The 25966-nt window shown below is 57.8% G+C and carries 19 protein-coding genes; 2 read left to right on the plus strand and 17 right to left on the minus strand.

Annotation, left to right across the window (positions count from 1 at the left end; genetic code table 11):
- Positions 1 to 4: 4 nt before the first annotated feature.
- The 17 genes from CWO84_RS18220 to CWO84_RS18300 all read right to left on the minus strand — a co-directional run bounded on the left by CWO84_RS18220 (position 5) and on the right by CWO84_RS18300 (position 23392).
- Positions 5 to 3679, minus strand: a complete 3675-nt coding sequence (locus tag CWO84_RS18220) for a hypothetical protein (RefSeq protein WP_101054389.1) — start codon at positions 3677 to 3679, stop codon at positions 5 to 7.
- Positions 3680 to 4171: 492 nt separating this feature from the next.
- The gene (locus CWO84_RS18225; RefSeq protein ID WP_101054392.1) at positions 4172 to 5863 is read right to left on the minus strand and encodes a hypothetical protein; all 1692 of its coding nucleotides are present in this window, start codon (positions 5861 to 5863) and stop codon (positions 4172 to 4174) included.
- Positions 5864 to 5876: 13 nt separating this feature from the next.
- Positions 5877 to 6779: a hypothetical protein gene (locus tag CWO84_RS18230; RefSeq protein WP_101054395.1), complete on the minus strand. Its 903-nt coding sequence runs from the start codon at positions 6777 to 6779 to the stop codon at positions 5877 to 5879.
- A 291-nt stretch (positions 6780 to 7070) separates the two neighbouring features.
- The gene (locus tag CWO84_RS18235) at positions 7071 to 9497 is read right to left on the minus strand and encodes a phage tail protein (RefSeq protein ID WP_101054398.1); all 2427 of its coding nucleotides are present in this window, start codon (positions 9495 to 9497) and stop codon (positions 7071 to 7073) included.
- A 9-nt stretch (positions 9498 to 9506) separates the two neighbouring features.
- Positions 9507 to 11678, minus strand: coding sequence for a putative baseplate assembly protein (locus CWO84_RS18240; RefSeq protein WP_101054401.1), 2172 nt, complete (start codon positions 11676 to 11678; stop codon positions 9507 to 9509).
- Between the two features lie 19 nt (positions 11679 to 11697).
- Positions 11698 to 12093: a GPW/gp25 family protein gene (locus tag CWO84_RS18245; RefSeq protein ID WP_033157785.1), complete on the minus strand. Its 396-nt coding sequence runs from the start codon at positions 12091 to 12093 to the stop codon at positions 11698 to 11700.
- A 2-nt stretch (positions 12094 to 12095) separates the two neighbouring features.
- Complete coding sequence (locus CWO84_RS18250) at positions 12096 to 13760, minus strand: hypothetical protein (protein WP_101054404.1); 1665 nt, start codon at positions 13758 to 13760, stop codon at positions 12096 to 12098.
- A gap of 6 nt (positions 13761 to 13766) precedes the next feature.
- Positions 13767 to 14408, minus strand: a complete 642-nt coding sequence (locus CWO84_RS18255) for a phage baseplate assembly protein V (protein WP_101054407.1) — start codon at positions 14406 to 14408, stop codon at positions 13767 to 13769.
- Complete coding sequence (locus CWO84_RS18260; RefSeq protein WP_101054410.1) at positions 14405 to 15451, minus strand: phage late control D family protein; 1047 nt, start codon at positions 15449 to 15451, stop codon at positions 14405 to 14407. The genes CWO84_RS18255 and CWO84_RS18260 overlap by 4 nt, the downstream gene beginning before the upstream one ends.
- A gap of 409 nt (positions 15452 to 15860) precedes the next feature.
- Positions 15861 to 16028 carry a hypothetical protein gene (locus tag CWO84_RS24505; protein ID WP_165786375.1) on the minus strand — a complete coding sequence of 56 codons (168 nt, stop codon included), beginning with the start codon at positions 16026 to 16028 and terminating at the stop codon, positions 15861 to 15863.
- 13 nt (positions 16029 to 16041) lie between these two features.
- Positions 16042 to 17286 carry a hypothetical protein gene (locus CWO84_RS18270; protein ID WP_101054412.1) on the minus strand — a complete coding sequence of 415 codons (1245 nt, stop codon included), beginning with the start codon at positions 17284 to 17286 and terminating at the stop codon, positions 16042 to 16044.
- The gene (locus CWO84_RS18275; RefSeq protein WP_033157781.1) at positions 17283 to 17795 is read right to left on the minus strand and encodes a phage tail protein; all 513 of its coding nucleotides are present in this window, start codon (positions 17793 to 17795) and stop codon (positions 17283 to 17285) included. The genes CWO84_RS18270 and CWO84_RS18275 overlap by 4 nt, the downstream gene beginning before the upstream one ends.
- Positions 17788 to 19290 carry a hypothetical protein gene (locus CWO84_RS18280; protein ID WP_033157780.1) on the minus strand — a complete coding sequence of 501 codons (1503 nt, stop codon included), beginning with the start codon at positions 19288 to 19290 and terminating at the stop codon, positions 17788 to 17790. The genes CWO84_RS18275 and CWO84_RS18280 overlap by 8 nt, the downstream gene beginning before the upstream one ends.
- 15 nt (positions 19291 to 19305) lie before the next feature.
- On the minus strand, positions 19306 to 19767 hold the full coding sequence (locus CWO84_RS18285; RefSeq protein WP_033157779.1) for a phage tail protein: 462 nt from the start codon (positions 19765 to 19767) through the stop codon (positions 19306 to 19308).
- Between the two features lie 21 nt (positions 19768 to 19788).
- Positions 19789 to 21969 (minus strand): phage tail sheath subtilisin-like domain-containing protein, encoded by a 2181-nt coding sequence (locus CWO84_RS18290; protein WP_101054415.1) that lies wholly within the window; start codon positions 21967 to 21969, stop codon positions 19789 to 19791.
- Between the two features lie 62 nt (positions 21970 to 22031).
- Positions 22032 to 22808 carry a hypothetical protein gene (locus tag CWO84_RS18295; RefSeq protein WP_033157777.1) on the minus strand — a complete coding sequence of 259 codons (777 nt, stop codon included), beginning with the start codon at positions 22806 to 22808 and terminating at the stop codon, positions 22032 to 22034.
- Complete coding sequence (locus tag CWO84_RS18300; protein ID WP_033157776.1) at positions 22805 to 23392, minus strand: DUF4255 domain-containing protein; 588 nt, start codon at positions 23390 to 23392, stop codon at positions 22805 to 22807. The genes CWO84_RS18295 and CWO84_RS18300 overlap by 4 nt, the downstream gene beginning before the upstream one ends.
- Before the next feature lie 351 nt (positions 23393 to 23743).
- Between CWO84_RS18300 and CWO84_RS18305 the strand changes: the two genes are divergently transcribed.
- Both CWO84_RS18305 and CWO84_RS18315 read left to right on the plus strand, forming a co-directional pair.
- Positions 23744 to 24208 carry a hypothetical protein gene (locus CWO84_RS18305; protein WP_033157775.1) on the plus strand — a complete coding sequence of 155 codons (465 nt, stop codon included), beginning with the start codon at positions 23744 to 23746 and terminating at the stop codon, positions 24206 to 24208.
- A gap of 931 nt (positions 24209 to 25139) precedes the next feature.
- Entirely contained in the window at positions 25140 to 25955 is an 816-nt protein-coding gene (locus CWO84_RS18315; RefSeq protein ID WP_033157773.1) for a uridine kinase, read from the plus strand.
- Positions 25956 to 25966 lie beyond the last annotated feature (11 nt).

The raw sequence follows: 25966 nt of genomic DNA on the forward strand, positions 1-25966 counted from the left end.
CAATTTACAAGCGCTGCTGCGTCAGCTTGTTCGCCACGACGCTAAAGCGGGTGTTGATCTTCACGCCACTTTGCAGCATATCGACAATGGTGACTTGGGTGCTTTGCGGACTATGATCTTCCACCGCCAGCACCGCCACCACCCGCTGCTCGGTATCCAGCAATTGCAGCCGGGTACCCGGCAACGGCGGCCGGTTTAACTTAACCTGCAAGCGCTCACCTATCGCAGCCAGACGCGGCGGCACATGCACATTACCGCGAATAATTTCCTGCGGATCGCCCAAGGAAGCATGAATCAGCACGGCCCGAATCATATTGCGCATCGCGCTGCGGCTGGCAGCGGAGGCATCGCGGTCCAGCTGCCGAAACCACCAGGCGATTAATTCCGATACGGTGCGGGCCGCGTTAAAATCGTCGGCTTCCGCTCTATCCATGCCCGGCCACCAAGATACGTCCTCGACGCGAATCTGATCGTCTTCGGCCAGCTGCCCCCATTGCAAACGCAAGGACGGCGGCAACAGATTGAGCTTTTCCAGCAAGCAAAACTGGCAGTGCTCCAACTGCTCGCGCAATTCGTGGGCTGGTTTGCGCAGCGGTCCGGCAGCGCCGGCCAGGTCTGCCAAGGCCAACACTTTGGCGGCTGCCGCCTGAGTTTGCAAACTGCTGGCGGTAAATGCCGGCAAGCTGAAACCGGCCCACTGCTGCATGACGATCTGGGTTTGCAGATGCACGGTCTGCAGGCGGGCCTGCAAGGTATCGGTATTGGCTGGCGTCAGCAAGCTGGCGGGCCTGGCCTTGAAGCGGGCCTGACGCAGTTGTCCCAGATAATCGAATTGTTGAAACGGCGGCAGCTTGGGCCGCAACGGTCTTAAACCGGCCCAGTCGTCCATCGGAATCTCGCAGATCGCCGCGAAAAACGGGTCCAGCGCCGCGGGCAAATCCACTTCCTCTTCCCAATCGCAGCCGGGGACGATGTCCTTGCTGCTGCCGTAACGCAAGGCCAAGGGGTCGACCAAGGCAGCGCTGACCGGCGTACCGCGCACTCTGACGTAATACAAACCGCGCAAGGCCTTGGTCAAAATCCGGGTACGTTCCTTATTCAAAGCCCACACCTGCCGCCAATCTTCATCCAGCAAGCGCTGCGCGACACCGTAGTCGCCGAGTTGTTCGACGCGGAATCTATCCATACCTTCCAGAGTTTCCCGCGCCACCCGGATCAAACCGGCCAGTTTGTCGATCTGCGCCAGCTTGTTGGCTTGTTCGCGTAATTTGCCTTGCAGTTTGCGTTCGATATTGTTGTAACGCGCCTCGAAAATCGCGATCCATTGCGTCAAAATCCGTCCGGCCTTGAACAAGGCGTGGTAGCGGTATTGGGTTTTTAACAGGCTGGATCGCTGCGGATTGTTCGGGGCGTTTTTGTCGGCCAGATTATCCAGCACCGCTGGCGATTCCAGTTTGCCGCTACGCTCGAATGGATTGCTGGCATTGGCGCCGGCCTGATCGTCTTCCACCACGCCGATTTTTTCCATCTGTTTACGCAAGGTGGCGGCATCGGTGGGGTCGAATAAATCGGTCAGCGTGGCCAGCAATTCCTTCATCCCGTAATAGGCTTTGGCATATTCGTTAATTTCCGGGCTGATATGATCGATCACGCCAAAGCGGTATTCCTTGGCCTCGAAAGCCGGCTTACTGACCGCTTCTTTGGTAATCCGCGACAACATATCCAGGCGGTTTTTGTTGATGCCCAATTCAAACGCCGAATAGGTTTGCGGCTTGCTGGTCAACAAAAACGCCGACTTGGACACCGATGACGTGGAGGCCAGCGCGTTACTCAATAAGTTGTTGCTCAAGGCACTGCTGGCGCTGATTTTCGGCGCAGCCATCTGACTGATCGCGCTGTTGAATAAGCCGGCGGACGCGGTGACAAACACGGCTTTCGGTGCATTGCTGACCACGCTTTCCGTGCTGACCGCTTTTTCGACGTTATTGGGAATATCGGTGGCATTCAGATTGGCGTACGGCAGCCAGCGGGCGACCTGTAAGCCGGTGCCGTCGCCGGCCACGCCGCCGGCCAGCGCAGCCAAGGCCACGGTTTGCGAATCCAGTTGTTGGCGTTGCACTAATAGAAAGTCGCGGGTTTTCTCGACCCGGCTGCGGATCGCCCGAATCTGATTTTCGATGGCTTCCAGTTCTACCAAGGCCACCGCGTACTGCACCACCAAACCGTCGTCGCTGGGCACGGCTATCGGCGGCGGATTGCCGTCTGCGCCCAGCCAGTTACTATAAAAATTGGGTAAGGCCGGCACACCTTTGCTATAGGGATAGGGCGTGCCGGGATTTTGCGAGTCTTGTTGTTCGTTGTTGGCGCGGACGATGACTTTCTCGAAAATCGTCAAAGGCAAGGCCGGCGGCATTTCCGGTTTTGGCAAATCCAGATTTTTAAATTGCGCCGGATCGAGTACCGCATGTTCGATAACACCTATGCCGCCAGCCAGAGGCGGGGTGTTGGAGGGTTCGACGAAATAGAGCGCATCGAATTGTTGGCGCCATTTGCGCCAGGCTTCGTAAGCGCGCATGTAAAACCGGAAAATATCGCTTTCCAGCACGCTGTCGGTTTGCGGAATATCCAAAAGATTGGGCCGATAATCCGGCTCGTTAACCGCCAGCAACAATCTAATCTTGTCGCCGGCCGGCTGGCGCAAATCAATCACCCGGCGGGCGATATGGCCGTTCAACAGCTCGATCACCGCTTCTTCCGGCACCGGCACCATGTCTATGCCCAGATGCGTCGGCAGCCAAAGCAGATTTGGCGCGGGCGCGGCCGGATTTTGCAGCCAGTCCAGCGGCAACTGGCCGGCGGCCGGCAGAAAATCCAGATGCAGATTGTCTTGTAAAAACTGCGGCAGCGGAATCCCGATATTAGCCGGCAAACCAGCGGATTGCATCACCCGCCGCATCGCCGCGCCGGTTTGATTGAGCAGCACCCGGTAACCGCTATTTGCCACCGCTTCGTAGCGCCCGGCTTCTTGGGATAGCCAGGCGATGCGGTAGCTGGCATCCTCGTTGCTGACCACCGCCAGCAAGGCCAGCGGTACGGCATGGCCCAGCTTGACCATGAAACCGGCATCGACCCGGTCGGCGGCTACCCAGTTTTCGATGCGGTCGCGCGGCCAGGTATTGACGGCCGCGTCGCTGATGTTGATGCGCTGTAACGCTAGACTACCGGCCAGTACCCTCTGAGTGTCGCGGGTTGGGTCCAGTTCGGTACGCTGGCAAGGATCGACACCCGGCCCGTCGATTTCCCGGTCGCCGCGGGTCAGCATCAGATAATAAACACCGACCGCGCTGGCGACCTGGTTACGATTCAGGTAGGCGTCGATCAAATCCAGCCACTCGGCACGTAGCGGATAGTAAAGACCCAGTGCCTGGCCATTGGCCGCCAGAGCTAAGCCGGCGCTGACGCTAAAACCGGGTTCAGCTATGCCGTTCGGCCCCAATTGTAAATCCAGGCCATGGAAGATGCCGGCTGTTCTGCCCTGCAACACGGTAGCCAGCCGCGCGTCGGCATACGACTGTTCGCGGTCGAACTGTTCCTCGCCCAGATGCCGGCCGGGAAACATGTGCACCCGCTGCAAGCTGCGGGAGCTGGCGATGGGGTTATGCAGCAGAATCATGGACATGATGGCTACTCCTTACTCTTCTTTCCATATCTGTTGGGGAAATTTTGTTTGCATAAACCTTCCCCGACCTGGAACAGCTTTTATTGTGTCGCTATCGCGACGGATGTTGTTGATGTCGGTTCTCGGACCGACAGCCGAGATACTTTTCTTTGCTTGTCCAAAGAAAAGTATCCAAAAGAAAAGACACCCGAATGCCGCTTATCCCCTGTGCTCCTCGCTTTTGAACGGGGTTGCCGAAAGGGGCTTCCTGCCCCTTCGGCAACGTGCGGCATCCATGCCGCACCCCTTCGGGCTGATCCGTTCAAAAGCTCCGGTGCTCGGCGCGGCATACGGGATAAAACTCGCCTCCAACTCGAAGCTATTGAGTACTCATAAAAAGTCGAAACAGTCCCCTCTCCCTCCGGGAGAGGGCTAGGGTGAGGGGATATAAAACCGCCAATTTCCCCATCCTCTGAAAGCATTGCAAAGCAGCTAAATCTTTCTTAATCCCCGTCACGGCACCAACGCAGCCCATTGCCCGATTAAACCATTCTCCAAACCCAATCCTGCACCGCTCTCTCCGACCCAGGCGCCGGTGGTTTGGTTGGCTGACTTGGCGCGCACTCCTGCCACAAATGCTTCGAGATTGTTAGCCGCGGCCAGTTGTTGCAGGGTTTGCCAGATCACGGCGTCGTATTGGCGTTCCACCAACAGCAATATGCGCTGGCTGGCGGCTACCAATGTTGATTCATTGAAGGACGCCACCAACGCCGCTAATGCCGCACGGCCAGCATCGTCGGTCGGAGCCCGCAGCTCGGCCAGCATCGGGTAATTCACCCGTTTCAAGAACACGTTGTCCTCGTCGTCGATCAAACCGCCACCATCGGCCGGACCACCCACCACTTCGGGCGGTGTCGGCAAGGACGTACCTAGCGCTAACACGATACCGCTGATCGAGGTTTCTGCGGCGCGGCTGGGCCGGCGCACGTACAACGGCGCGTTGCTGCCGAAGCGGTCCCAGATGGCTTGCCAAGCGGCCTGGTCGGTATCCAGTGCATGCACCGGCCTGACCGGATATAGCTTGAGGCGCAGCAAATCCAGTTGCGGCAGCAGGCGTTTATTCGGATCGAAATTGCGCTCCAGTTGCGCGGCATAATGGCCGTAATCCAGGTTGGACAAGGGCACCAGCACGACGATGTCCACCGGCTCGCCGTTGCTTAAATCAATGGGGGGCAAAGCCAGTGATTCGGCGCGAATCTGTTCCACGTCCGATTGCCGTAAAGGTGCGATAGCGACCTGATAGTTTTCCGGAAAATAACCTTGCCGGCCGTTGACCGGATCGATCGCTTCCTTGGGCAGAGCGCCGACCGGCGGCAACAGCGAAAAATAATCGCTGGCATGAAAATCGCCGGTCAACCCGCCGCTGCGGCGGTTGCTTAATATGTCGGTTAATAAAGCCTCGTACTGCCGGGACAAATCGCTTTGCAATGCGTCTATGCCCGGCTCGGCGCGCAAGGGATGGCGCAGCAATTGCGCATCCAGCCATTGCGGTGCGCCTTCTTGAATCGCCACCAAACCCAGTGCCACCGCGTCTTCCGGCAATAAGCCGTGCAATTGATCATCGCCGAGCAACTCTCTCATCAAACGTGCCCGAATCTGCAAAGGGCTTTGTTGCGGCAACGGAATCGGCAAAGGCACCAGGCCCATCTGCACCGACTCGGTAATCATCGCGTATTGAAAGCCGCGCTTGGCGCTCAAATCTTTCGGAAACACTTCGGCAATGTCGGTGCCGACATCGACATAACGCAGCACGACCGCGTACAAACCCCGGTTCAGATTCGAGAAATTGCCCTCGTTCAAGCCGCTAATTAAGGCCCGGTCGCGCAAATTGACGATCAGCCGGCTGCCCAGCTCCAGCACCCGGCCGGCCGGCGTCATTGCCATGCCCGGTTCCAGCGTCAGCAGGCCCGTAAAACGGTCGAAGCTCAAGGCCAGACCGCCGACGATACCGCTGCCCAGCACCCGGCCAAGTTCCCGCAAACGCTGATCCAGGTAGATTTGATCGCGGGTCAGGTCTTCGGCGGTCAGCAAGCGACCGTCGAAATAATGGCTGCGAGTCAGGCGCGGATCGATGTCGGCGACCTGATCCAGCGCCAGTCCGGCGGCAATCGGATTGCCGAGAGGTTCAAATAGAATTTCGCTCATAGTCCCTCCATGATCAAGGCTGGCGCGCCAGCCAGGCCAATTGGCTGGCGGTGGCCAGGAACGGCCGCACCAAGTTGTTGATCGAGATTAATTGCGGGTTAACCAGAATGGCGTTGATGTCGGCGACGCTGATGCTAATCCTGGCCAGCAGCAAGCGGGCGCCCTCCTCCAGTTCGTCATTCAATTGCTGCGGATTAACCCCACTACTGTCCAGCGCATGCAGCAAACGGGCATGCAGTGCCAGTTGCGCGCCGGCCTGAGAGTTATCGTTTTGCACTTGCTGCAACCAGGCTTGTTCGGCGACCGACAAGGCCGGCATCGCCGCAGGCAAGGCTTGATGGCAAGCCCAGGGTTGGTAGGCATCGTCGCCCGCGGGCGGCGGCAATTCCGGAATCAATTCCAGACGCACACTGTCAGCGGTACGGCTGGGTTGCACGGCGTCGGTACTGAGATTGAGTTTGCGCGCCAGCACCGGCTGCATTGCCACCGGGCAATCTTTTTGCCGCACGCAGATTTTCAGCCAAAGCAGATTATCGGCGTCGCTGTATCCTTCGCGCAGATGACTCTCGGATTGCGCCGCCAGCCAATCGCCGAGATTGATGCAGTAGGGTTCGTGAATCAACACCTCGCGGCCCAGGCCGTCGATGCCTATGCCCGGACTCACCAGCAAGCGCACCGTGAGATTGTCAGTATTGTTGGGATGCGTCGCCGGCGCCATGCTGACCAGCATGCCCGCCAACGTTCCATAGCCTTGCAGCCAATATTGATGGCGGGTCAGGCGGCGGCGATGGTAGGCCTGCTCGTCGCGGGTTGCTTCCAGACCCAGCATCATCCCGGCCTCGTAAGCCACGCGGCGCAGGGGCTCGTCTAAAGTAGCGTCCTGTTCCAGTGTGGTGAAATCGTCTAGGGTGTCCATGCGGCCTCCGTGTGTGGTGCCCAATAGGAAATGCCAAAATCTCGGAATCCGGCAGCATAAATCCCCTCGCCCTCCGGGCGAGGATAGGGTGAGGGGCTAAAAACAGTTGGATCACATTGCTCGAGCCCCCTCACCCCAACCCTCTCCCGCGAGGAGAGGGAGCTTCTTCCCCAGCCTCTGACAGGAACCGGAATCCGCCAAGCCGGTTGCGCCGAACCAGTCGAAGGACTCAGCCCAAAGGAAATCAACGTGATAGACAGGACCGGGTTGTTAACCAACCCAGGAAAACCGCTAAGCCTGTGCATTGATGTCCTCCGGTGAAAAGGCCGCCGGGTTTTTCAAAATCCCTTCGCGGCCCAGATAAGTGTCATCCAGCGTGACGCGGCGGAACGGCGGCGTGATTTCGATGAAGGTATCCATGCCCAGCAGCGGCGCGATACCCAGCACGAAGGGATGTTCGGTTTCGATGATCCGGTATTGCAAATGCGCCGGTAGCTGTTCCGTCAAAATGTCTTCCACAGCAGTTCGCAAACTCACCGCCCGCCCGTGTAGCAAGATGCTGACTTGGTGCGCGTATTCTTCAAAAAACGCTTTGACCTGCGCCGCCTCGTCAACTGTCGCCAGCTCCGGGGCGAACAGTGCCAGAAATTGCCGGGCATCGCTTTCCGACAGAATCAGGCTGTCGCCGATGATGCTGTTACCGCTCATGCCGGTACCCAAGGTCAAGGGGTGATCGCCGTCGTCCATGTCTATGCCCAGTATCGTCGCCATGGTCCGCCGCAAACGGAAATTCTCTAACACCACAATTTCGCCACGCTGCACGCCACCGTCGCTGACGATGTCCAAAGCCAGATTCAAGGCCGCCAGCGTACCTTTGTATTGTTGCATCAAGGTCAGGTCCCGTAGCCAGCGCCGCTGCCGGGCTTCCGGCCAGTGGCTCGGCAGCTGACCACCTACGGCCTCGGCCAGCCAAGGCAGATTAGCGGCAGGCGTTGCTTCGGGCGCCAGCAATTGCTCGCTGGCGGCGATACGGCCTTCCAACGGCGTTAGAACGCCTTCGAAGGCCGCCAGCAAGCGCTCGCGGACATCGGCGCCATTGGCCGGACCGATGGCTTGCACCGGATCGTAACTGAGTTCCTGCCGGTAAAATTCCGGGAAATAAGCTTCCTGATAGGAAAACCGCGGGTAATACACCCTGATGGCGTGCAAAGCCGGGCTTTGCCGGCCGTCGCCGCGCAAAGTCACTTGAATTTGCAGATAGCGCCCGCGCAACTGCCGCACCCGACCGGAAGGCTGTTGCAACAAAATCTCGAACAAACCGCTAGTGCCGGCTTGCTGGCCGGCCAGGCTTGCCGCGAACGGCAGTTCCGACGGTAGCGGATTCCACAGTGGCGCGGGCTGGTCGATGGGCTTGGGCCGCACCGCCTGCCGGCTGGCAAACACCCGCACCGCAATCTGAATATCGCAGCCCGGCGGGATACAGGCGTCCAGATACAGTCGGTGCCATTGGGTATCGACTTGGCCGGAATCCAGCTCATGCAGTAAAGCCGTGCCTTCCAGAAAAAACTGCGGGCGGCGCAAGGCATGCAACTCTCTGGGGCGCGGAGCTATCGCCGGAAAATCGGCATCGGCATCGGCTTGATAACGCAACTGGCCGTCGGCGCTGCTGACAAAACGCGGCACGGCTTGCGACAACATTGGATAACGCTCGTACAGCAAGCGGGCCTGACCGGTATTGGTTTCACTATCCCAATGCAGCGTCAACACCGGGCAATCGCGTTGCGCAAAATTCAGATCATCCGCAGCGCGCGGCACCAAAGCCGCCAGCCGGCCGCTGTCGGGTAAAGCCGAATCGGCAGCCAGCGCCAGATCGACAGCAAACGGCAACTCGGCCGGGCAGACGAAGGTTTTGAATGGCGCATCGACCAATGCCGATAGAGGCCGCGTCAATATGGCCTGCGCGCCGGCGCCGTCGTGGCACAAGATATAAAGCTGCTGCAAATCGCAACACAGGGCCAGGGCCTGCAAGCCCTCGGGTAAGGCTTGCTGCCAGATGCGGGTTAACGGATGCGGATTGGCCTGTTCGGGTTCGAAGCGCACCGGTTGCGGCGTGTAGGGTAAAGGTAGCGGTTCGCCACTGCATAACATCAAGCCTGTCGCGGAGATTAGCCAAACCCGCTGCTCCGCGTCGACACATGCCCTTAGCGGCATTTGCGACGCCGCGTCCTCACCTTCCGCATTGCCCCATGTACAGGAGGTTTGCCAGCGGCGGGCGAGATGAAACAGCAGCAAACCATGCTGATTGATACCGTCACTGAACGGCAAAGCCAACCTGCCGTCGCCGGCCGGTTGCCCGAAGCCCGGCTTGCCGCCTGCCGCGACCGACGCGAACGCCATGTCGGTAAATCGGCCTTGCGGCGCGACGACATCCTGCAATTCATTGTCCTGCAAGCTTAGATAACCACGGCCGCTGTTAAATTCGACACGCGCACCGTCGGCACTCAAACGACCGATCTGATTAAAACTGTCCAAAGCCAGCGGCGCGCTGTTCTGCCACGCCAGCAAAGCCGCCGCCGGATCGGCGGCTGGCAAGCGCAAAACCTGATTTTGCGCCAGCGTCAGCGCCTGCAAACCGGCATTCCAGTTCAAATGACTGGAGCCCTGTTCGAAATCGGCCTGGCCTTTCAGTAAAAAATACGGGGTGTTGTTGACGTCCATCGCTAGGCCTCAACAAAGGTCCGGAATCACCGGCACTGCGACGCCCAGACTGTCGTCCGGGGTTTGGCCTTCCAGCAAACCAATACCGTCCGGCAAGGCCGGTGTGCCGGAACCACTGTCGGCGCGCACACCCAGCAGCTCGGGCAACTGGAATTTAGTCAAGTTGACCGGCTCATCGGCGGGCAAACGTCGCCAACCCTGGCTACCGCGTTGAAACAGGCTCAAGGCATTCACGGCCTGCACCCCGGCCACCCGCGCCACCTGGGTCAATAATTCGTTGGCGCGCACCGCGCCGCCCAAAGGCCAACCCGCGCCGCGCGCGCCACCGGGCGCCAGCGGCCACAGGTATTCCAGCAGCGTCTGCTGCACGTCGCGCAGGGTTTGTTGCTCGGTTTCGATGTCGCGCACCTGCACTTTCACACTGACGGCAATCGGCACGAACTCCGGGCTTAACACATACAATTCGGTGCCGACCATGGTCCGCTGCAATAGATAGGCAAACACGTCTTTCAACAAGCCCTGGTTGGGCTTGGGCGTGTGACCCACAGCCGGTTCGGCCGGCGGCAGCACGAACACGCTGACCACGCCCGGTACGCCGTCGCGCGCCGCACGAATACTGGCGCCGGGCAAAAAACCGACCAACACTTCGGCGCGGGCCACCGGATTGACGGGATTGGCTTCGGTGATGATTTTGAAATCCTGTTGCGTAACGGCCCGGTTGCGATGGGTCAGAAATTGCGGGATGCGCTTTTCCGCCTGCTCGACCGTTTCCGCATCAATGCCGCCGCTTAACGGCCATTCGTGACGCAGCTTGTAACGCGAACTGCCGTTCACCACTTCCTTGATGCTACCGGCGGGCAGATTACCGGCGCTACCGCCGCCAAATAAATAAGCGGCGATACGAATCCGGCTGCCCAACGGCGGCCGTCGCCCGGTCGTACCGTCACCGAAGTACACGTAACCGGATTGCGGATTCAGCCGATACACTCTGGCATCGGCGGCTTGCCCAGCGAGAAAAGCCACTTGCTGCCAACGTACCCAAGCGCCATTTTCCTCAACATCCAGTTGCAAGGTCGCGGCCTCGATATTTTGATCCGGCAATACCACCACCTGATCGGGCTGGCCGGTCCCCATGCCCACTAGTAAATCCTGTTTCAAGCCTTGGGCCAGCACATCGACGGCATTCAGCGCCAGGTAGCCCAGTTGTAAGTTGGGATGTTCCGGGCAACGCAAGCGCAACCAAAACGCCACCCGACCGGCTTCGACTTGATCGGCCAATTCCGGCGGCCTATCGCCGACACCGCTGAACATCGGATCGGTCGGTACAAACGCCTGAAACAGCGTCGGATTTTTGGGTAAGCGCAAGCGGACCACACCGGTTTGCCGGCCGCCTTTGGAGCTGTCGGCCAGCACATCCAAGGGTAGATAAATCGTTTCGCCGGCCTCGCCGGTGGAAACCAGCTCCCAAATCAGCTTGCGCGGATTCAGTTCGTTGATCGCGTCGCCGTCCAGATTGTCGGCGGGCGCGATGCCGATATTGAAGGCCACGCCGGCCAGATGGCTGCGCAGCAAGGCAATCTGGCCTTCCAGCTGCCGGGGCGCGATGCAAGCCAAGTAAAAGCTGCGATCCAGACTGCCGGTCAGATCCAGCACTTCCTTAACCGGCTGGAAGCGGCGCGGTTGAAACGGCTCGGGACGTTGGCCGTTGCGCAAACCGTACTGCTCCTGCAAGTCCTGTAAGGTCAAACCCAGTGCGGCCAGATCGGCAGCCTCCAACTTCTGTTTAATCAACACTTGTAAGCTCAGGCAGGTGGGTTGCAATTCGCCGACCGCCGTCAAAATTTGTTTACCGGCCCGCAGCTGGCTGCCGTCCGCCAATAATGCCGCCGGCAACACGCTGGTCGGTCCGGCGTCAACGCTGACGATTCCTTTGGCCGGCCGAGCGGCGCGCACCGGAATTTGCAACAAATTCAAAAATACCCGGCGCTGGCGCTCCGGAATTAAATTGGCGCGATACAAAATGGTTTCGGTCAGCCAGGCGAACAAGTCGACAAAGCTGTTGAGCGGGTCGCCGGGGGCAATCTGCGCCAGTTCCGGCAAATGGCTGGCCAGCCGGGCCTTGGCCTCGGCAACCAAATCCTCGAAGCGTCTGTCGTCTAAATTCGGTACCGGTAATGGCATAACGGCCTCTCTTGCAGCCTCAAGCCGGCAGGCTCAGGTTTAGCGTGAATCCCAGTTCCGCCGGGCGCTGGCTGTTGCGCAGCCGGTAGCGGATATTGATATGCACATCGGCGACGCTGGCCGGGCTGGCCTGCACTTGCACTTCGTCGATTTCCACTCTAGGCTCCCAGGTCTCCAGCGATTTGCGCACCACACCGGCAATCAAATGGCGGGTGGTTTCGTTATTGGGTTGATGCACGAAGTTTAATAAACCGGCACCAAAAGTCGGGCGTTGCAAGCGTTCGCCGGGCCGAGTCAGCAGGATATTCAACATCACCTCGCGGATGCTCTGATCGTCGCGGGTCCAGCTCAAGCGGCCGTCGGCATCGATATTGCCCAGCGGCCAACTCAAAATCTCGGGTACCGGCGTGCGCATGCTTAATCTCCCTTGATTTTTGGAAACGGCAGGCAAATCCGTACCCACGGCAGCCAGAAAAACACGATATTCAGCAGCGAGATCATGATCATCAACAAGATCATCGCCACCAGCGTAATCACCGGCAAGCTGAACGAACAAATCCATTGAATCCCAAAGTCCGGGCCGGACGTGTCTTTGACCGTGTCTTCGCTGGCGCCTTTGTTTAATTTCAGTTTGTTCATTAAATCGAAGGTATCAGCGGGCGTGATCATCGCCGCGCCCTTGGCCAGACCACGTCGCAAATCAGCCAGCGACGGCATCTGAATCAACGCCGGCCGGCTGGCGTCCGGATCGAAGGGCGCGGCGACCCGAAACGGTATGCTGCGGGCGTCGGCATTGGCCCATTGAATCTGTTCTTGCCCCTGATCGTTTTTGGCGCGGACGAAGGCCACCACCTGATAGACATCGCCGGCATTTTGCGCGAATTTGGGCAAGGGGATTTCCTTGACCTTGCTCAGAGCCTGATCGCTGAGGCGTTGGCCCAGCAACACTCGAATTTCCTGGGCATCGGCGGCCAGCAGCAACAAAGTCAAACTCAGGTTGCCGACGCCATTGGCATTCGGCAAGGCCGGTAATGCCGCCAGTTTGTCCAGCCCGCCCACCGCGTCTATCGCTTGTTCTTGTTGAATCAACCAGCGCACCAACGGGTTATCGCCACCCATCGCAAAGCAGGCTTGCAGATAGCTAAACAAGGTTTGTTGCCGATATGGCGTAAACAAGCCCAGGCTGGTTTCGGTATAGGCTTGGCCTTGCAAACCCGCCGGCAGTTTAGCTTCGTCGTACAGCCACAACTGCTGGCATTGGTTTTCCAGCGCGGTGTTCTCGGCAATGCCGGCTTCGCCGAGGTGATAGCGGTTAACCAGGATTCTCAGCAATTCAAAAAAAGCTTTACTGGGCAAGCCTTGCGCCAAAGGCTTGCTGTGTTCGCTTAGCCAGGTTTGATTCAACGGCTGCCGATAACCGAACGGCCAGGGCAACATTGCCGCGGCGACGCTGGCGGTTTGCGCTTGGTCGGTACTATCGAACGCCTGGCTGACATCGCGCAGATAATAAAAACCACCCAGCGGCAAATAACCGAATAACAGCGTGTGGGTTTTACGCTTGGCATCGCTGGTTTTTAATACATGCAAGGGGTGCACTTCCTCGCCGCTATAGGCCGCCTGATCGTCGCGTTTATGCAGCACGCCGTTGGCGCACAAGCGGCGATGCAAATCCGGGTCGCGCAGTTCGCTGGGGGCGTCTTGCCAGCCCAAGGCCTCGCCGTCTTCCAGCATCCAGGCCTGTTCACGGCCGCCGCTGAGCCGGCGAATCACGAAACCGGCCGAGCTGATTTTTTGCGGATCCAGCGCCGGCTCGCCGAAGCGGTCGCAGACCACTTCGCAACTGACGATATGAAACGCCCGATGCAGCGGTAATCGCAGCACCGGCTGTTGGCCATGACGGCTGTGGCGCTCTTCCTGCTGCCAGGCGTTGAACTGCGGCAAATCGAACTGGCGGCGTTGCATATCCTGCTTGAAGCGGTTGATGAACTCCGCATCCAGATAACGATGCAAGCCGCATTGTCCGCCCTCCTGATAAAACGGCGGTTTCAGTTTAATGGGATGCAGAACTTGTTCGGTTTTCATAATCCCTTACCAAATGTTGCCGGCGCCCGGCGTGTAGGAACTGCCCACCACTGAAGTGGCGATCACTGTGTCGGCTTGCACCACACCGCTGAACTTGGACATACTGGCATTCACCGTCACCATGCTGGCGTTAATGGTCACCGTACTGGCATCGACCGTGACGCTGCCGCTGCTGCGCACTGCAATGCCTGAGCTATTAAGGGTGACGCTTTGGTCGGCGCGCTCGATAACGATTTCCCCGCCACCTGCTTCGTCTATCGAAATCTTGTAACCGGAGCGGGTACGCAACTCCACTTTCGGGCCGCTACCGTCGTCGAAATCCAACACGGTTTCCTGCGGCGTACGGATCACGTAATGATCTTCCTGCGGGTCGGCCTCTGCCGGCACGCTGCTGCTACCAGCCCAGACGCTGCCCAGCACCAGCGGCATTTCCGGGGTGATGAAAGCCAGCACCACAATTTCTTCCAGGCGCGGCACAAAACTGGCGCCATAACCCTGGCCGGCGGACGGCGCGACAACCCCGGCCCATAATTCCATCTGCGTCGCCAGCAAGCGCACCTTTATCCGGCCGCGGCTGTCCGGGTCGGCGTTATCGGTGACTTGGCCGAGTTGCAAACTGTGCAGATTACCTAAGGCATGGCTATTCATGACTGCCACCCGCCTTTGTTGACTTTAAGATGGGTTTCGAAGCCGCTGTTGTTATCGAAACGATGCACGCAATGCACAATCTGGTAGCGGCCTTTCAGCCGAGGCGACACGCCATCCAACTCGATCTCCCGGCCAGGTTTTAAAGTCGCTTCGCCTTGGCAAACAATTTCACCTTGAATAAAGCGTTTGGCTTGGCGTTTGAATGCGGCCTTGGCATAGGCTTCGGCTTCGCTGCTGGTGCCTGGAAAGGGCTGCGGGACGATTTCCGGGCCGGGCCAGCTCAGATTGCCTAAAGCCGCCGCCGCACTGATACCGACGGGTGCCGGCGTCATTGCGTCGGCCGTAAAATCCACCGCGTCGGCGCTAGCCAGGTTATAGCCGTTGACTTGGCTGCTGAGCGGTTGATGGTTTAAATCGGCGATCAAGCGCACTTTCAAGGCGCTGTCTTGGGCGCTAAGCTCGACCGGGTTGGTATCGGCCTCCTCGGCCTTGGCCCGTAGGGTATTGCCCTCCAAGCGTACGGCTATGTCAAAGCGATTGCCGATGCGCAGCAGAAAGGCCAAATCACTTTCGTTGAGTTGATGCCAGGTGGCGGTGATACTAGACAACGACGCATCGGTTTGCAGGCCCGCCTCGCCCGCGATAGCTTGCACCAAATCGTCAGGACTTTGATCCTCGAAACTGCGGTTATGCCGGCTGCGCGCCAATCTATGTAGCTTGTCCTGCAACAGCAGTGCGATGTTGGGAGCGCCTTCGCCGTAACTTTCCTCTATCGCGGTAATCTCGCCGCTGAACAGCTGTTGCGGGGTATCGCTGCCCATTTCGATCTCGACGCCGGCACCCAAGGCAATGTCGTTCAAGGCAAAGTCAGGATCTTGCCCGCCTTCCGGCCTACCCCAATTGGACAACTGCAATTCGGCATGCGCGCAGCCGTGCAAGGGCAGATTGACTTGCATCGCCAGCAAGGCCTGTTGCAGGTCTTCGCGTTGTTCGCCGTCGATTTTGATCGTTGGGCGGGAGCTGGTGAAGGCGGAATCGGGCATAGTGTTGTTAGTTTGTTTTCTTATTGTTTTAGTTGGTGTCGCTAACGCGACGGTTTTTCTAATGTCGGATCGCGGACCGACAACCGCGATACTTTCTTTTGCGTCGCCAAAAGAAAGTATCCAAAGAAAAGGCGACCCGGATGCCGCTTATTCCCTGCGCTCCGAAGCTTTTGAACGGGGTTGCCGAAAGGGGCTCCTGCCCCTTCGGCAACGCGCCGCATCCATGCGGCGCCCCTACGGGCGGATCCGTTCAAAAACTCCGGTGCTCGGCGCGGCATACGGGAAGGAAACCCTTCCGCCACACAAAGCCTCCTAAAACCCTTCGACACATCCCCTCTCCCTCCGGGAGAGGGCTAGGGTGAGGGTATATAAAACTTCATTACCAAATCTCTCACTCACCCCCATCTATTCAATCAATCCTCAACCTTTCCTGCCTCTGCCTGATCAACTCCAACATTTGCGCCAGCTCGATCTCAGCCGGTGCCAACGGTGTTTGCTGCGCGGCCGGTTGTTGCTCAGCGGTTTCGGTGACGCCGTCTTGCACCTCTAATATCACTTCATCTATCAATACCGGCATGTCTGATTCCTGCTCAATCGAATCCAACGCCAGTGTCGGCGGAGGCTTTTAATAAACTGCTGACCGATACGCCGCTACTTTTGCGGCCCGCAGTTGCTGATCCTGCTTGGTTAGCTGCAGCGGTTGACAACGGCCTCTCGCCAGTCATCGCAGAGGCCGATGGCCCGCTTTGACTGCTACTGGCGGTTTGCATTGCTGCTGGTCTTAACAACGTACTGCCGGTCTGCATATGGGCGGCATTCAGACTGCCCTTTTTCCCAGCCGGGTTAAACGCACCTTCGATGCCGGTGCCCAGGCTGGCGGAGTTGCCGAATTTGAACGCAGGACTTGGTAATGGCACCGCTGGTGGTGCCGCTTTTGTCCCCCGTGCACTATTGACAGAACCAGCACCAACATTCACCGAGGCTGACAAGCTTGCCGAAACATTGGCGCTGACACCGCCACTGATATTGACGCCGGCACTTACCCCAAATCCCACGCCGCCGCTAATCCCTACCGAAGCACTCAAGCTCAGGCTAGGCACCGCCACCACCGATAGCGACGGCATTCTGGGCGACTCTATGCCGTTAAACAGCGAGGTATCTCGCCAATTGCCCGCACCTTCGCCACTAGTGCCCGGCACCGGCGCGGCCGTTTGCCCGGAACCGCCTTGCGGCCCGGCACCGGTGGAACTCAAGCTGGGCGTATTGCGGGCGGCTTGTTCGACGGCGCGGTTACGGAATTGGTAGCGGTCCTCGCTGAGCTTTAAGGACACAGTAGCCCGCAATGGCCGGCCTTCCGGGGAAAAGAAATCCAGAGTTTCGTCAAAGCTTTGCACCAAACCCAAAAACTCGAACGCGCCCCATTGAAACAAGCAGCGCTTAGGCGCTTTCATTTTTTTGCCGTCTTCTATCGGCTTGATAAAGGTATCGGCGATTTTTTTGGTCTCCAACCGCACATCCGAACCTTGCTCGATAGCTTTCTTGGCGCTGCTGTTGCTGCCGGCATTGCTGGCGGTTTGCCCGCTACCCTGGCCCGCGCCGCCGGGCGCTTCGATATAGGTGGTATCAAAAATCAACTCTATAGTCAGATTGGACGAGCTTTTATCGACGAACTGCGCCGAGCGGCTATTGCCGTTGCGGGCGTTTTCTTTCAAGGTGTTAGACAGGCTGACTTTCAGGCTGGATGGGTTGAATTGCACGTCAATGGCGTTATCCAAATCAGGACTATCGTTGTCACCGTTGACCGGAATCAGTTTGCCGCGTTCGATGGCTATCATGCCGCCCCCCTGCCTTGCGTGCTGGCCGGCGCCGGCCGCTGCAATTCCAGGCCTTGATGCACCAGCTGCAATTCTTCGATGGCTACCTGGCTGGCGGTGGCCGACAAATCCGGGCCTTTGAATTTGGTCGGCAACACCCCGTTAAGCTTCCAGACCAGCACCGCGTTATCGGTGACGTTGCCGCCGCTAACGCTGGGATTGCCGAACACGATAATCTCGCCGCTCAGGCGGTAGCCGTAATTGGCTTGGCTGGTAGTGATGTCGAACCAGGACCACAAATCGTTGATGTCGGTGACGCCGCGTTTCAAAATAATCGGCGCGAATTTAGTCGGCCCGGAGCGGTGATGTTCGCCCCAATTGTGGCCGCCCTCGTTGATGACCTTAGGTTCCATCGTCGCTTCGAAGCCGGTCACTTCGCTGAAATAGCCGCTGCACAACAGGCTGCTCTGATCGCTGTTGTACAGATTGACCTTGAAACGGAAGGCGACGAATTCGCTGATTTCAGCCATCGACCACCTCCGAGCGCCATTCGCCATTCAGATTGGCGAAGGTCAGAAACAGCTTGTCGATCGGAAACGCCGGCGCCAGCATGATCTCGAAGAGCATCGCCCCTTCCTGCGGTATCGATTCGCTGATCGAAAAGGCTTGCTCGGCAGACGCGCCGCGCAAGGCGCCCTGGCTGTACAAGCGTCGAAAAAACTGCTCCAGCAGTAAACGTGGTCGCGGGTCGCGGTAATCCAGATTAAAGATCAATTGCTCGCCCAAAGCCTGCAATTGTCGGCGCAAAAAACCCAGGAAACGCATCACTTCCGCGGATCGAAAGCCGTCGTATCGCTGGCGGTCGAACGGATAATCGGCGACCGGTAAGGCCGGCACCACCAAGCGCTCGTCGTCGAGACTGAGTTGCGCGCCGCCGCTAAACGAATGGCGATAGTTGATCACACTGATGCCGGGCTTATCGCGTAACACCAAGGTTTGGGCGATGGACAAACGCGGGTAGGGCAAGGCGTCAGTGTTTAAGGGTTTGGCCGCCATCGAGCGCCAAGGGCCGTCGCGGCGCGCCGCTGCCGCCTGCTGGCCGGCGATCAAACCAACCGGGCTATGCAAGGCAAAGCGCGGCCCGCGCAAGTAGGGAAACAAAAACTGCACATGCCGCAGCGCTTGCGCCGTATCCCGATTTTCTTGATACCCGGCCAGTGCGCTCCACGCCGCCGGGTCGAGCACCGGGCTGTCCAACTCGCCGGAATAGGCCAGCGGCAAGGTAAACAGACATTGCAGATCGGGCCGATGGCTGCTAATAAATTGCAGCATGCCGCGCAACACCTGCGGCAATTGCCAAGGCGGCGGCATGTCGCTTAACTCGCTGCTGTACCGGCGTTCGCGGTGATCGTCATCGGTATTTTGCGTGCAAGGCAGAAACTGCGGGTCGTTGTTTTCCAGACGTACCCTGGGAATATCCGGCAGACGCGGCGGAATTTGCAGGCGTTCCAAATCGGGAAAACTCACCACGCCCAAAGCCGGAATGACCAGCACACAAGCCAAGCCCTGAAGAGTAGTAACATCGTGCAATTCCGTTTTGTCGGCAGGCAGGAAACCGGCTTGCCCCGAGCTTTCGGGTATCCGCACCACCCAGAGTTTTTCGCCGCCGTTGGCGAAAAAATCGTCAACCGCCAGGCCCAGCCAGGCTTTATTACCAGCCAGCAGGCTGACATATTGGGTGGTGGCGGTAAGCGCATCCGGGAAAATGTCGTGAAATTCGGCGCTGGACTGCAAGGGTATCGGTAGATGGTACAGTTCGCTGACCGCACCGGGCAGCAGCAAGTCATCGACTGTCTTACCGTATCCGACCGCGCGCATATCCTCCAGCGCTGCCGGCAATTGCAGCAGGCGCTCAAGCCTGACCCGGCCCGGGCAATGCCCAAGCATGGCCACTTCCAGCGCCGCGATCCGGCGTTCAACCGGCCGTGGCGTCAGGGCGATGCGCGCTCCGGCTAGCCATTCCATCCGCTGTCGCTCCGGCTAGCTTTGGATGATGGTTTCGACGGAGAGCACCAGCTCTTCCATCGCCACGTCGCTGCCGCCCTTGGCGGTTAAGGTCGGCCCGGTCCATTTGATAGGCATGGCCCTGACCAGTTTCCAGGTGACCACGGCGCTGGCGCTGGTGGGATCTTCGTTTTTAAGCTTGATCACCACATCGCGCTTGGCGGTCACATCGCCGCCGCGAATTTGCTCCAGCCAACTGTAAATGTTGTCCGCACCGATCACGCCACGCTTCAACGTCACGTCGCCGGCCTTGTTGATGGCCGGGATCTTGCGCACGTAATTGACCGCGTCGTTGCCGTTACGATATTCCGCCACCGTCACTTCCGCATTCAAACCCGACACTTCCGAAAAGCCGCCCTGCACTTCGCCTTCGCTGCCGTCGCCCAGGTTGACCAGATAATTGAACACCCCATAGGGTGTTTCGCGATATGTAGCCATGGTTTATCTCCAGTCCAGGGTTCAGGCGTCGGCGGTTTTTTGGCCGATACGGAAAATCACAAATTCGGCCGGCTTCAAGGCCGCCACGCCGATTTCGCAAACCAAGCGGCCGTTGTCCAGATCGTTTTGGGTCATCGTGCTACGGTCGCAACGCACGAAATAAGCAGTTTTGGCGCTACCACCCAACAGTCGGCCGTTGACCCACTCGTTGTATAAAAAGCTTTCCACGGTCTGGCGAATGTTGTCCCACAAGCGCTCGCCGTTCGGTTCGAACACCGCCCATTGTGTGGATTTGTCGATGGAACGCTCCAGGTACAAAAAGTAGCGGCGGACGTTGACGTATTTCCATTCCGGATCGCTGGACAAAGTGCGGCCGCCCCAAACCCGATGCCCGCGCCCCGGAAACGAGCGCAGACAGTTGATGCCGTTGGGATTCAGCAATTCCTGCTGGAAGCGGTTGATTTCCTGGGCAAAACGCAAAGCGCCGATCACCGGTTCGTTAGCCGGCGGCTTGTGCACGCCGCGCTGCACGTCGGTATTGGCATAGACGCCGGCGACGAAGCCGGACGGCGGTACATTGATAGTGCTGAGCAGGCCGCGCGGATCGGCAATGACCACCCAAGGGTAGTACAGTGCCAGTCTGGAATCGTCGAAGTTGGAACGAAACTCGCGCACTTCCGACAGCGCCATGCCGTCGCGGCTATCGACGATGCCAACCCGGTAACGCATTTTTAGACAGTGTTTTTGCACCTCGGCGACGATGGCTTGATGATTGGTGGCGTCAGCCGCCGCAGCCGGGGTCATCACGATGGACACATCCTCGATATTTTCCAAGGCCACGAAACCGCTGCTGCCGTTGACCTCGTCTTCCACGCCGCCGTATTGCACGGCGCCGGGCACGTTGCCGTCGCTGCCGCCGGACAGATTAATCAAATAACGCGGACCTTGAACCGACATGGGGCCGGGATTTAAGCCATCCGACTCGAACAAGCTGTACAAGGCTGCCACCACGTCGGCGCCGCTGATACCGGGGCTGAGGGTGCAACTGACCGGACTGGTCAATTGGTCGTAACGCTTGTCCGGCGTCACGGGCATTACGGCGCCGAGACTGTTTTTTGCGTCGGGGGCGCTGGAAATATCGCCGTAACTGTAAATTACCGGGCCGTTGCGGCCGCCGGCATGCACGGCAATATCGAAATTGTGCTGCACCACTACCGCCCTTACCGTATTAGGTGCAGCAGCCAAAGCCGCCAACGGCAAGGTTATGTCGGCATTGACGCCCACATTCAAACCGCCGCCGTCCACCACAAACTCGCTGCCGGCCGCATTTAACGTACCGCGCAGCGCGGTCAGTGTGCCCCAATGCGCCGCGCCGGTATACACCGACAGATTGGTTTCCGCGCTCAGGGTCAAGACTGCTGACGTGCCGTTAGCCAAGGACCCGCTGCTGGGATTTTTCGCAAACACCCGGGTGTAGCTGACTGCAACGCCCGGACCGTTTACCAAACCGGCCGTCATCAATACGCCCTGACTGCCGTCGGCCTGGCCGTTGGGACGTAAGGCGGTACCGCCCGCTGCGACATCGTCGGCGGTGTCCAGTTCGCAGCGGTTATTGACGATGACGAAATGATCGCCTTCCCGGCGCACCAGGGCGCGGACATTTAAAGGAAAGCGTTCGTCGGGGAATTGCGCGGCGATACCGGCCGAGCGCACCGCATTGGTCAGGCCGGTGGCATTCAGAAACACCACCTCGCCTTCGGCGGGCGCCGAGGTAGCCTCGGTCTTTAACAGATTTTCGCTATCGCGCCACAGGAGTTCCAGCGTGAAATCGCCCATCGCTCCGGGAAAGCGGCTGCTGAAACTCAACACATTCGGCACGGACCGCGTTGATATGCCCGGCACGTTTTGCGGAAAATTGCCGACCCGCGACACATAGAGCTGTTTGCCGCCGCCGTCGAAAAAGGCTTTCGCGGCGATCGCAGTATGGTTAAGTACGGATACGCCGGCCAGCGTCAGATTTTGGATGTCGCCGTAGATGCGGGTGAATTCGCCAAAGCTAGTCACTACCTCGGGATTGCCCCGCAACGGCCCGAAACGGGTAGGACCGACCACCGCCGTGACGCTGGTCCCCACCCCTTCGATCGATTTGGCGCGAAAGCTAACTTCTTCTACAAACACACCCGGTGCAAGATATTCAGGCATGCTCCCCTCCTTAATTTTTATGTGGACCAGCGTTTAAAGGACGAACTCAACTCATGGATGACTCAATTGGGTTGAACGGCAAGATGATCCCGATTAAAGGACCGGATTAAACTCAAGTCGCCCGGCACCACGGTCAGGGCTAGTGCGGCGGCAAAACTGTTGGCGTTAATAGCGCCGAGCAGCATCGGCTGCAAGTCGGCCGGGTCGACCGGTAGCGCGGCGCTGGCCGCAGCCGAGGCCGCAATGCTCAGTGTCGCGTTGTATTCGGTTACGCCTTCCGGTAAGGGCGGCAGGCGGTGCATCGCGATAATGAAATCACCATTGGCGTCGGCTTGGGCACGGCAGATCAAATTGCCGCCGACGCCCAGATTGACCGTCAGCGTCAGCAATGCCCAGATAGCCGGCGCATTACTGCCGGTAAACCTCAGCGTGCCGCGCAAACCTCCGCCGCGGCCGAGCTTGGTACCGAAAGGGGTCGGATAAAGCACCAAGCTGTGTCCGGCGGCATTGCCGACTTGAACTGCAAAACGGCGCGGGATATAGCGGCTTTGACTATCCGCCACTGAGCCCGCGATGATGTATGCGGCTTCAGCCGGGCGCAGCTTATCCGCCTCGCTGGGCACGCCTTGCACCGTTTTACCGGCTGATCGCCGCCAAAAGGCCGTTTTACCTGGCGTGTGTAAAAATTGCAGATCCGCAGGGCGGGTATCGAGTTGCAACACAACGGCTTCGCTGAGCCGCCGCATATCGGCTTCCTGCGCGGCGCTGCTACCGTCCAGCCAATAGATCACATCGCTGGCGTAGAGGATATTGGTTTCCAGAACCTTGACGGCTTTCATACCTTGCCTCCCGGAAATACCCGAGTACTAACCGGCGGACCTTCCGTACGCGGCCGACGCAGCCGCAGGCGCACGGTGCGCGCCACATAGGGTACGGTACTGGTATAAGGCGATTTGAAGACATCCCAGATGCGCATCAAATCCTCGGTAGTCATCTCGTCCGGGGCGATATTCAGCACTTCCGCCTGGCCCCATTCGTCGTCGATGTCTTGAATATGCGAGATGTCGAGCTGACATTCGTTGGCGAGCTCGACCATGGCCCAACTCAAAAGATCGGCTTCGATGGTGGCGCTGGCAGCGTTGGCGATTAACAGGAAATGCAGATTGACCGGCAGTTCGGCTTGCGGGGCGTTTTGGTCGGAACCGCGCGACGCAAAGGTGCGCTGCCGGCCGTGCGGATCGATGGTGATGCGATGCAGGTAAATACCCAGCAAATTGCCGGTGAGGATATTGGCAATGTCGGCGCTGCCCAGCAGTTTTGCTTGGGCATTGGTGGGCTCGCTGCTCAGCTCGGCAGGTAATCTGCTGGTCAAGAACGATTCCAACGCCAACAGCGCGCCGGTCACTCCCCGGTACGAAGCCATTTCTCCTCCCCCACTTGAGCGGTAGCATAGCCTAGTACATAGGTCTACTGTACGCAAGTCGATTTTGTGAAGCTATCCGCCGATAAAAATCGAAAAAAGCGATCTACAGCAAACTGGCCGGCTAAATTCCGTGCCTCAATCAAATAATGGTATTAATTTTTAGCAGAGCTTTTGGAAATTGCTGGTGCAGAAGTCATTAAAATCGGATTAAAAATGGAACACCATTTGGAAAATGGTAAGAGCTGGAACCAAAAGTACACGACCAAAGCAGCAGGAATAAAACAACTATCCCGAGCACGGCAAACCGGGTGAAGATAATCCCCACTACAAACCATTAGCCCCAGCCGAACCATGATCTCAGTGAGCCTACAATTTTTACTGGCCATTCTGTACGCCAATCTCGGCGAATGGCTGATGCACAAATTCATCTTGCATCGCTTAGGCAAACAGCCGGGCAGCATTTGGGCCTACCATTGGTTTGAACACCATGCGATCTGCGCTAAACACCAGATGCTGGATCCCGGCTATCGCCATTTGGACTTATCGACCTGGAATGCGCAAACCAAGGAGTTGGCGGTATTGGCCGCCATTGTCATGGCGCATCTGCCGCTAATTTGGTATCGGCCGATTTTCGTGATGGGTTTATACGGCTCGTTGACGCTTTATTACATTCTGCACCGCAAAGCCCATCTCGACCCTGACTGGGCTAAACAGCATTTACCCTGGCATTACCAACATCACACCCAGCCAGACTCCGGCAACTGGTGCGTCACCTGGCCGGGGTTTGATTATCTGCTGGGCAGTAGAAATAAATGATGCGCGCATACGCGGAGAAAAAATTGCTTGCGGGTCTGAATGCTTGGACCTTTATTGGAGCGGCAAACGGCCATTAGCTGACCATCGCGCTTTGGCTTCATTGATCCTAGTGGAATGCATAGCTGCCTGATCCGGAGCTGGTCTTGCGTAGCCTCGATGCAGCGTTAGCGAAATCGAGGGTGTCGACCATCCGTCATTAGACTAACCTCGGCAAATTTTAAAGGTGTTGGCCTTCGAATCCTCGATTCCATCGAGGCTACTTGCTATTGGAATTACACATTAGGACTTTACCATTTGATGTTGGCTTACGAGGGAAGACAGACTTCGGCCATTACCTGTCGATCAAGTTGATAATATGAATGGCAAGTCGAAGCCTGAAAGCCGACATTTAAGAATTTTACCCCGATAGCGCAATGTTTCGACCACTAGTTGGAACGTGGAGGAAGATTGCGGGCGTCCGGATAATACAAGTGATGACCTGGGAACGATAGACACCAGTCTTGAAGTACAGACAAAAGTCTGCCTTAAACACATGCTGCGCAATCATATCCTCATGCAGACACGCCAAACCGAATCCAGCCACGGCTCTTAATATCGCGGTGTGCAGTACTTCTATTTTTAGCCATTCCACATCTTTACATATCTGCATTAGTAATCCGGCACGATATATCATCGAGCAATTTCTGATATAAAAGGGATGTGGAAGCAGTGATAACAAGGTTCCGTGTGGTCTTGCTTTCAAACGTGTAATAGAATGAGTGTCTAGTTTGTACTAATTCCATAGGCATGCGGATATTTCAGGCACGTCTGACAAGCACTGAAATATCTCGTGAAAGCTAGGCCTTGGAAATTTTACCTCGGGGCTGTCGGAGCAACACTAGACTCCTCCGAAAATTATTGCAGTGAATAGTGGAGATAACGGGGATCAGGCATGACCAACGCAACAACATCTAAGCTCGAAGAACTCCTCATGCAGCGTTCACTGACAGACGCGGAGCTTCTAGCTGCAGCGGAAGAGGCAGAGGAATTCAGGATTCTACCTGACGCGACAGTGATAAAGATCGGGGGGCAGAGCATCATCGACCGTGGCCGTTCGGCAGTCTACCCACTTGTGGACGAAATTGTCGAGGCCCGCAAAGCCCATAAACTGCTTATTGGCACTGGCGCGGGCACGCGGGCCAGACACCTCTATTCCATCGCTGCCGGGCTTAACCTGCCAGCAGGCGTGCTTTCGCAGTTGGGCTCTTCGGTTGCTGATCAGAATGCAATAATGCTGGGACAACTACTCGCCAAGCACGGAATCTCCGCAGTTGAGGGGGCGGGACTCTCGGCGGTGCCGCTTTATCTTGCCGAGGTGAATGCGGTCATCTTTAGCGGCATGCCCCCTTACAAACTTTGGACGCGCCCTCCCGTAGAAGGTGTTATCCCGCCGTATCGCACCGATGCAGGCTGCTTTCTGCTCGCCGAACAGTTCGGCTGTAAAGCTATGATTTTCGTCAAGGACGAAGACGGTCTCTACACCGCAAATCCCAAGACATCGAAAAACGCTACCTTCATTCCGAAGATCTCGGTTGACGAAATGAAAGCGAAGGGGCTTCACGATTCGATTCTTGAATTTCCTATGCTCGACTTGTTGAATACTGCTCGTCACATTCGTCAAGTACAAATTGTGAACGGTCTTGTCCCCGGCAATCTGACCCGCGCCCTCGCTGGCGAGCACGTCGGCACCATCATCACTGCGAGTTAGGGAGTTACTGT

Source organism: Methylomonas sp. Kb3 (assembly GCF_002834115.1).
Lineage (GTDB): Bacteria > Pseudomonadota > Gammaproteobacteria > Methylococcales > Methylomonadaceae > Methylomonas > Methylomonas defluvii.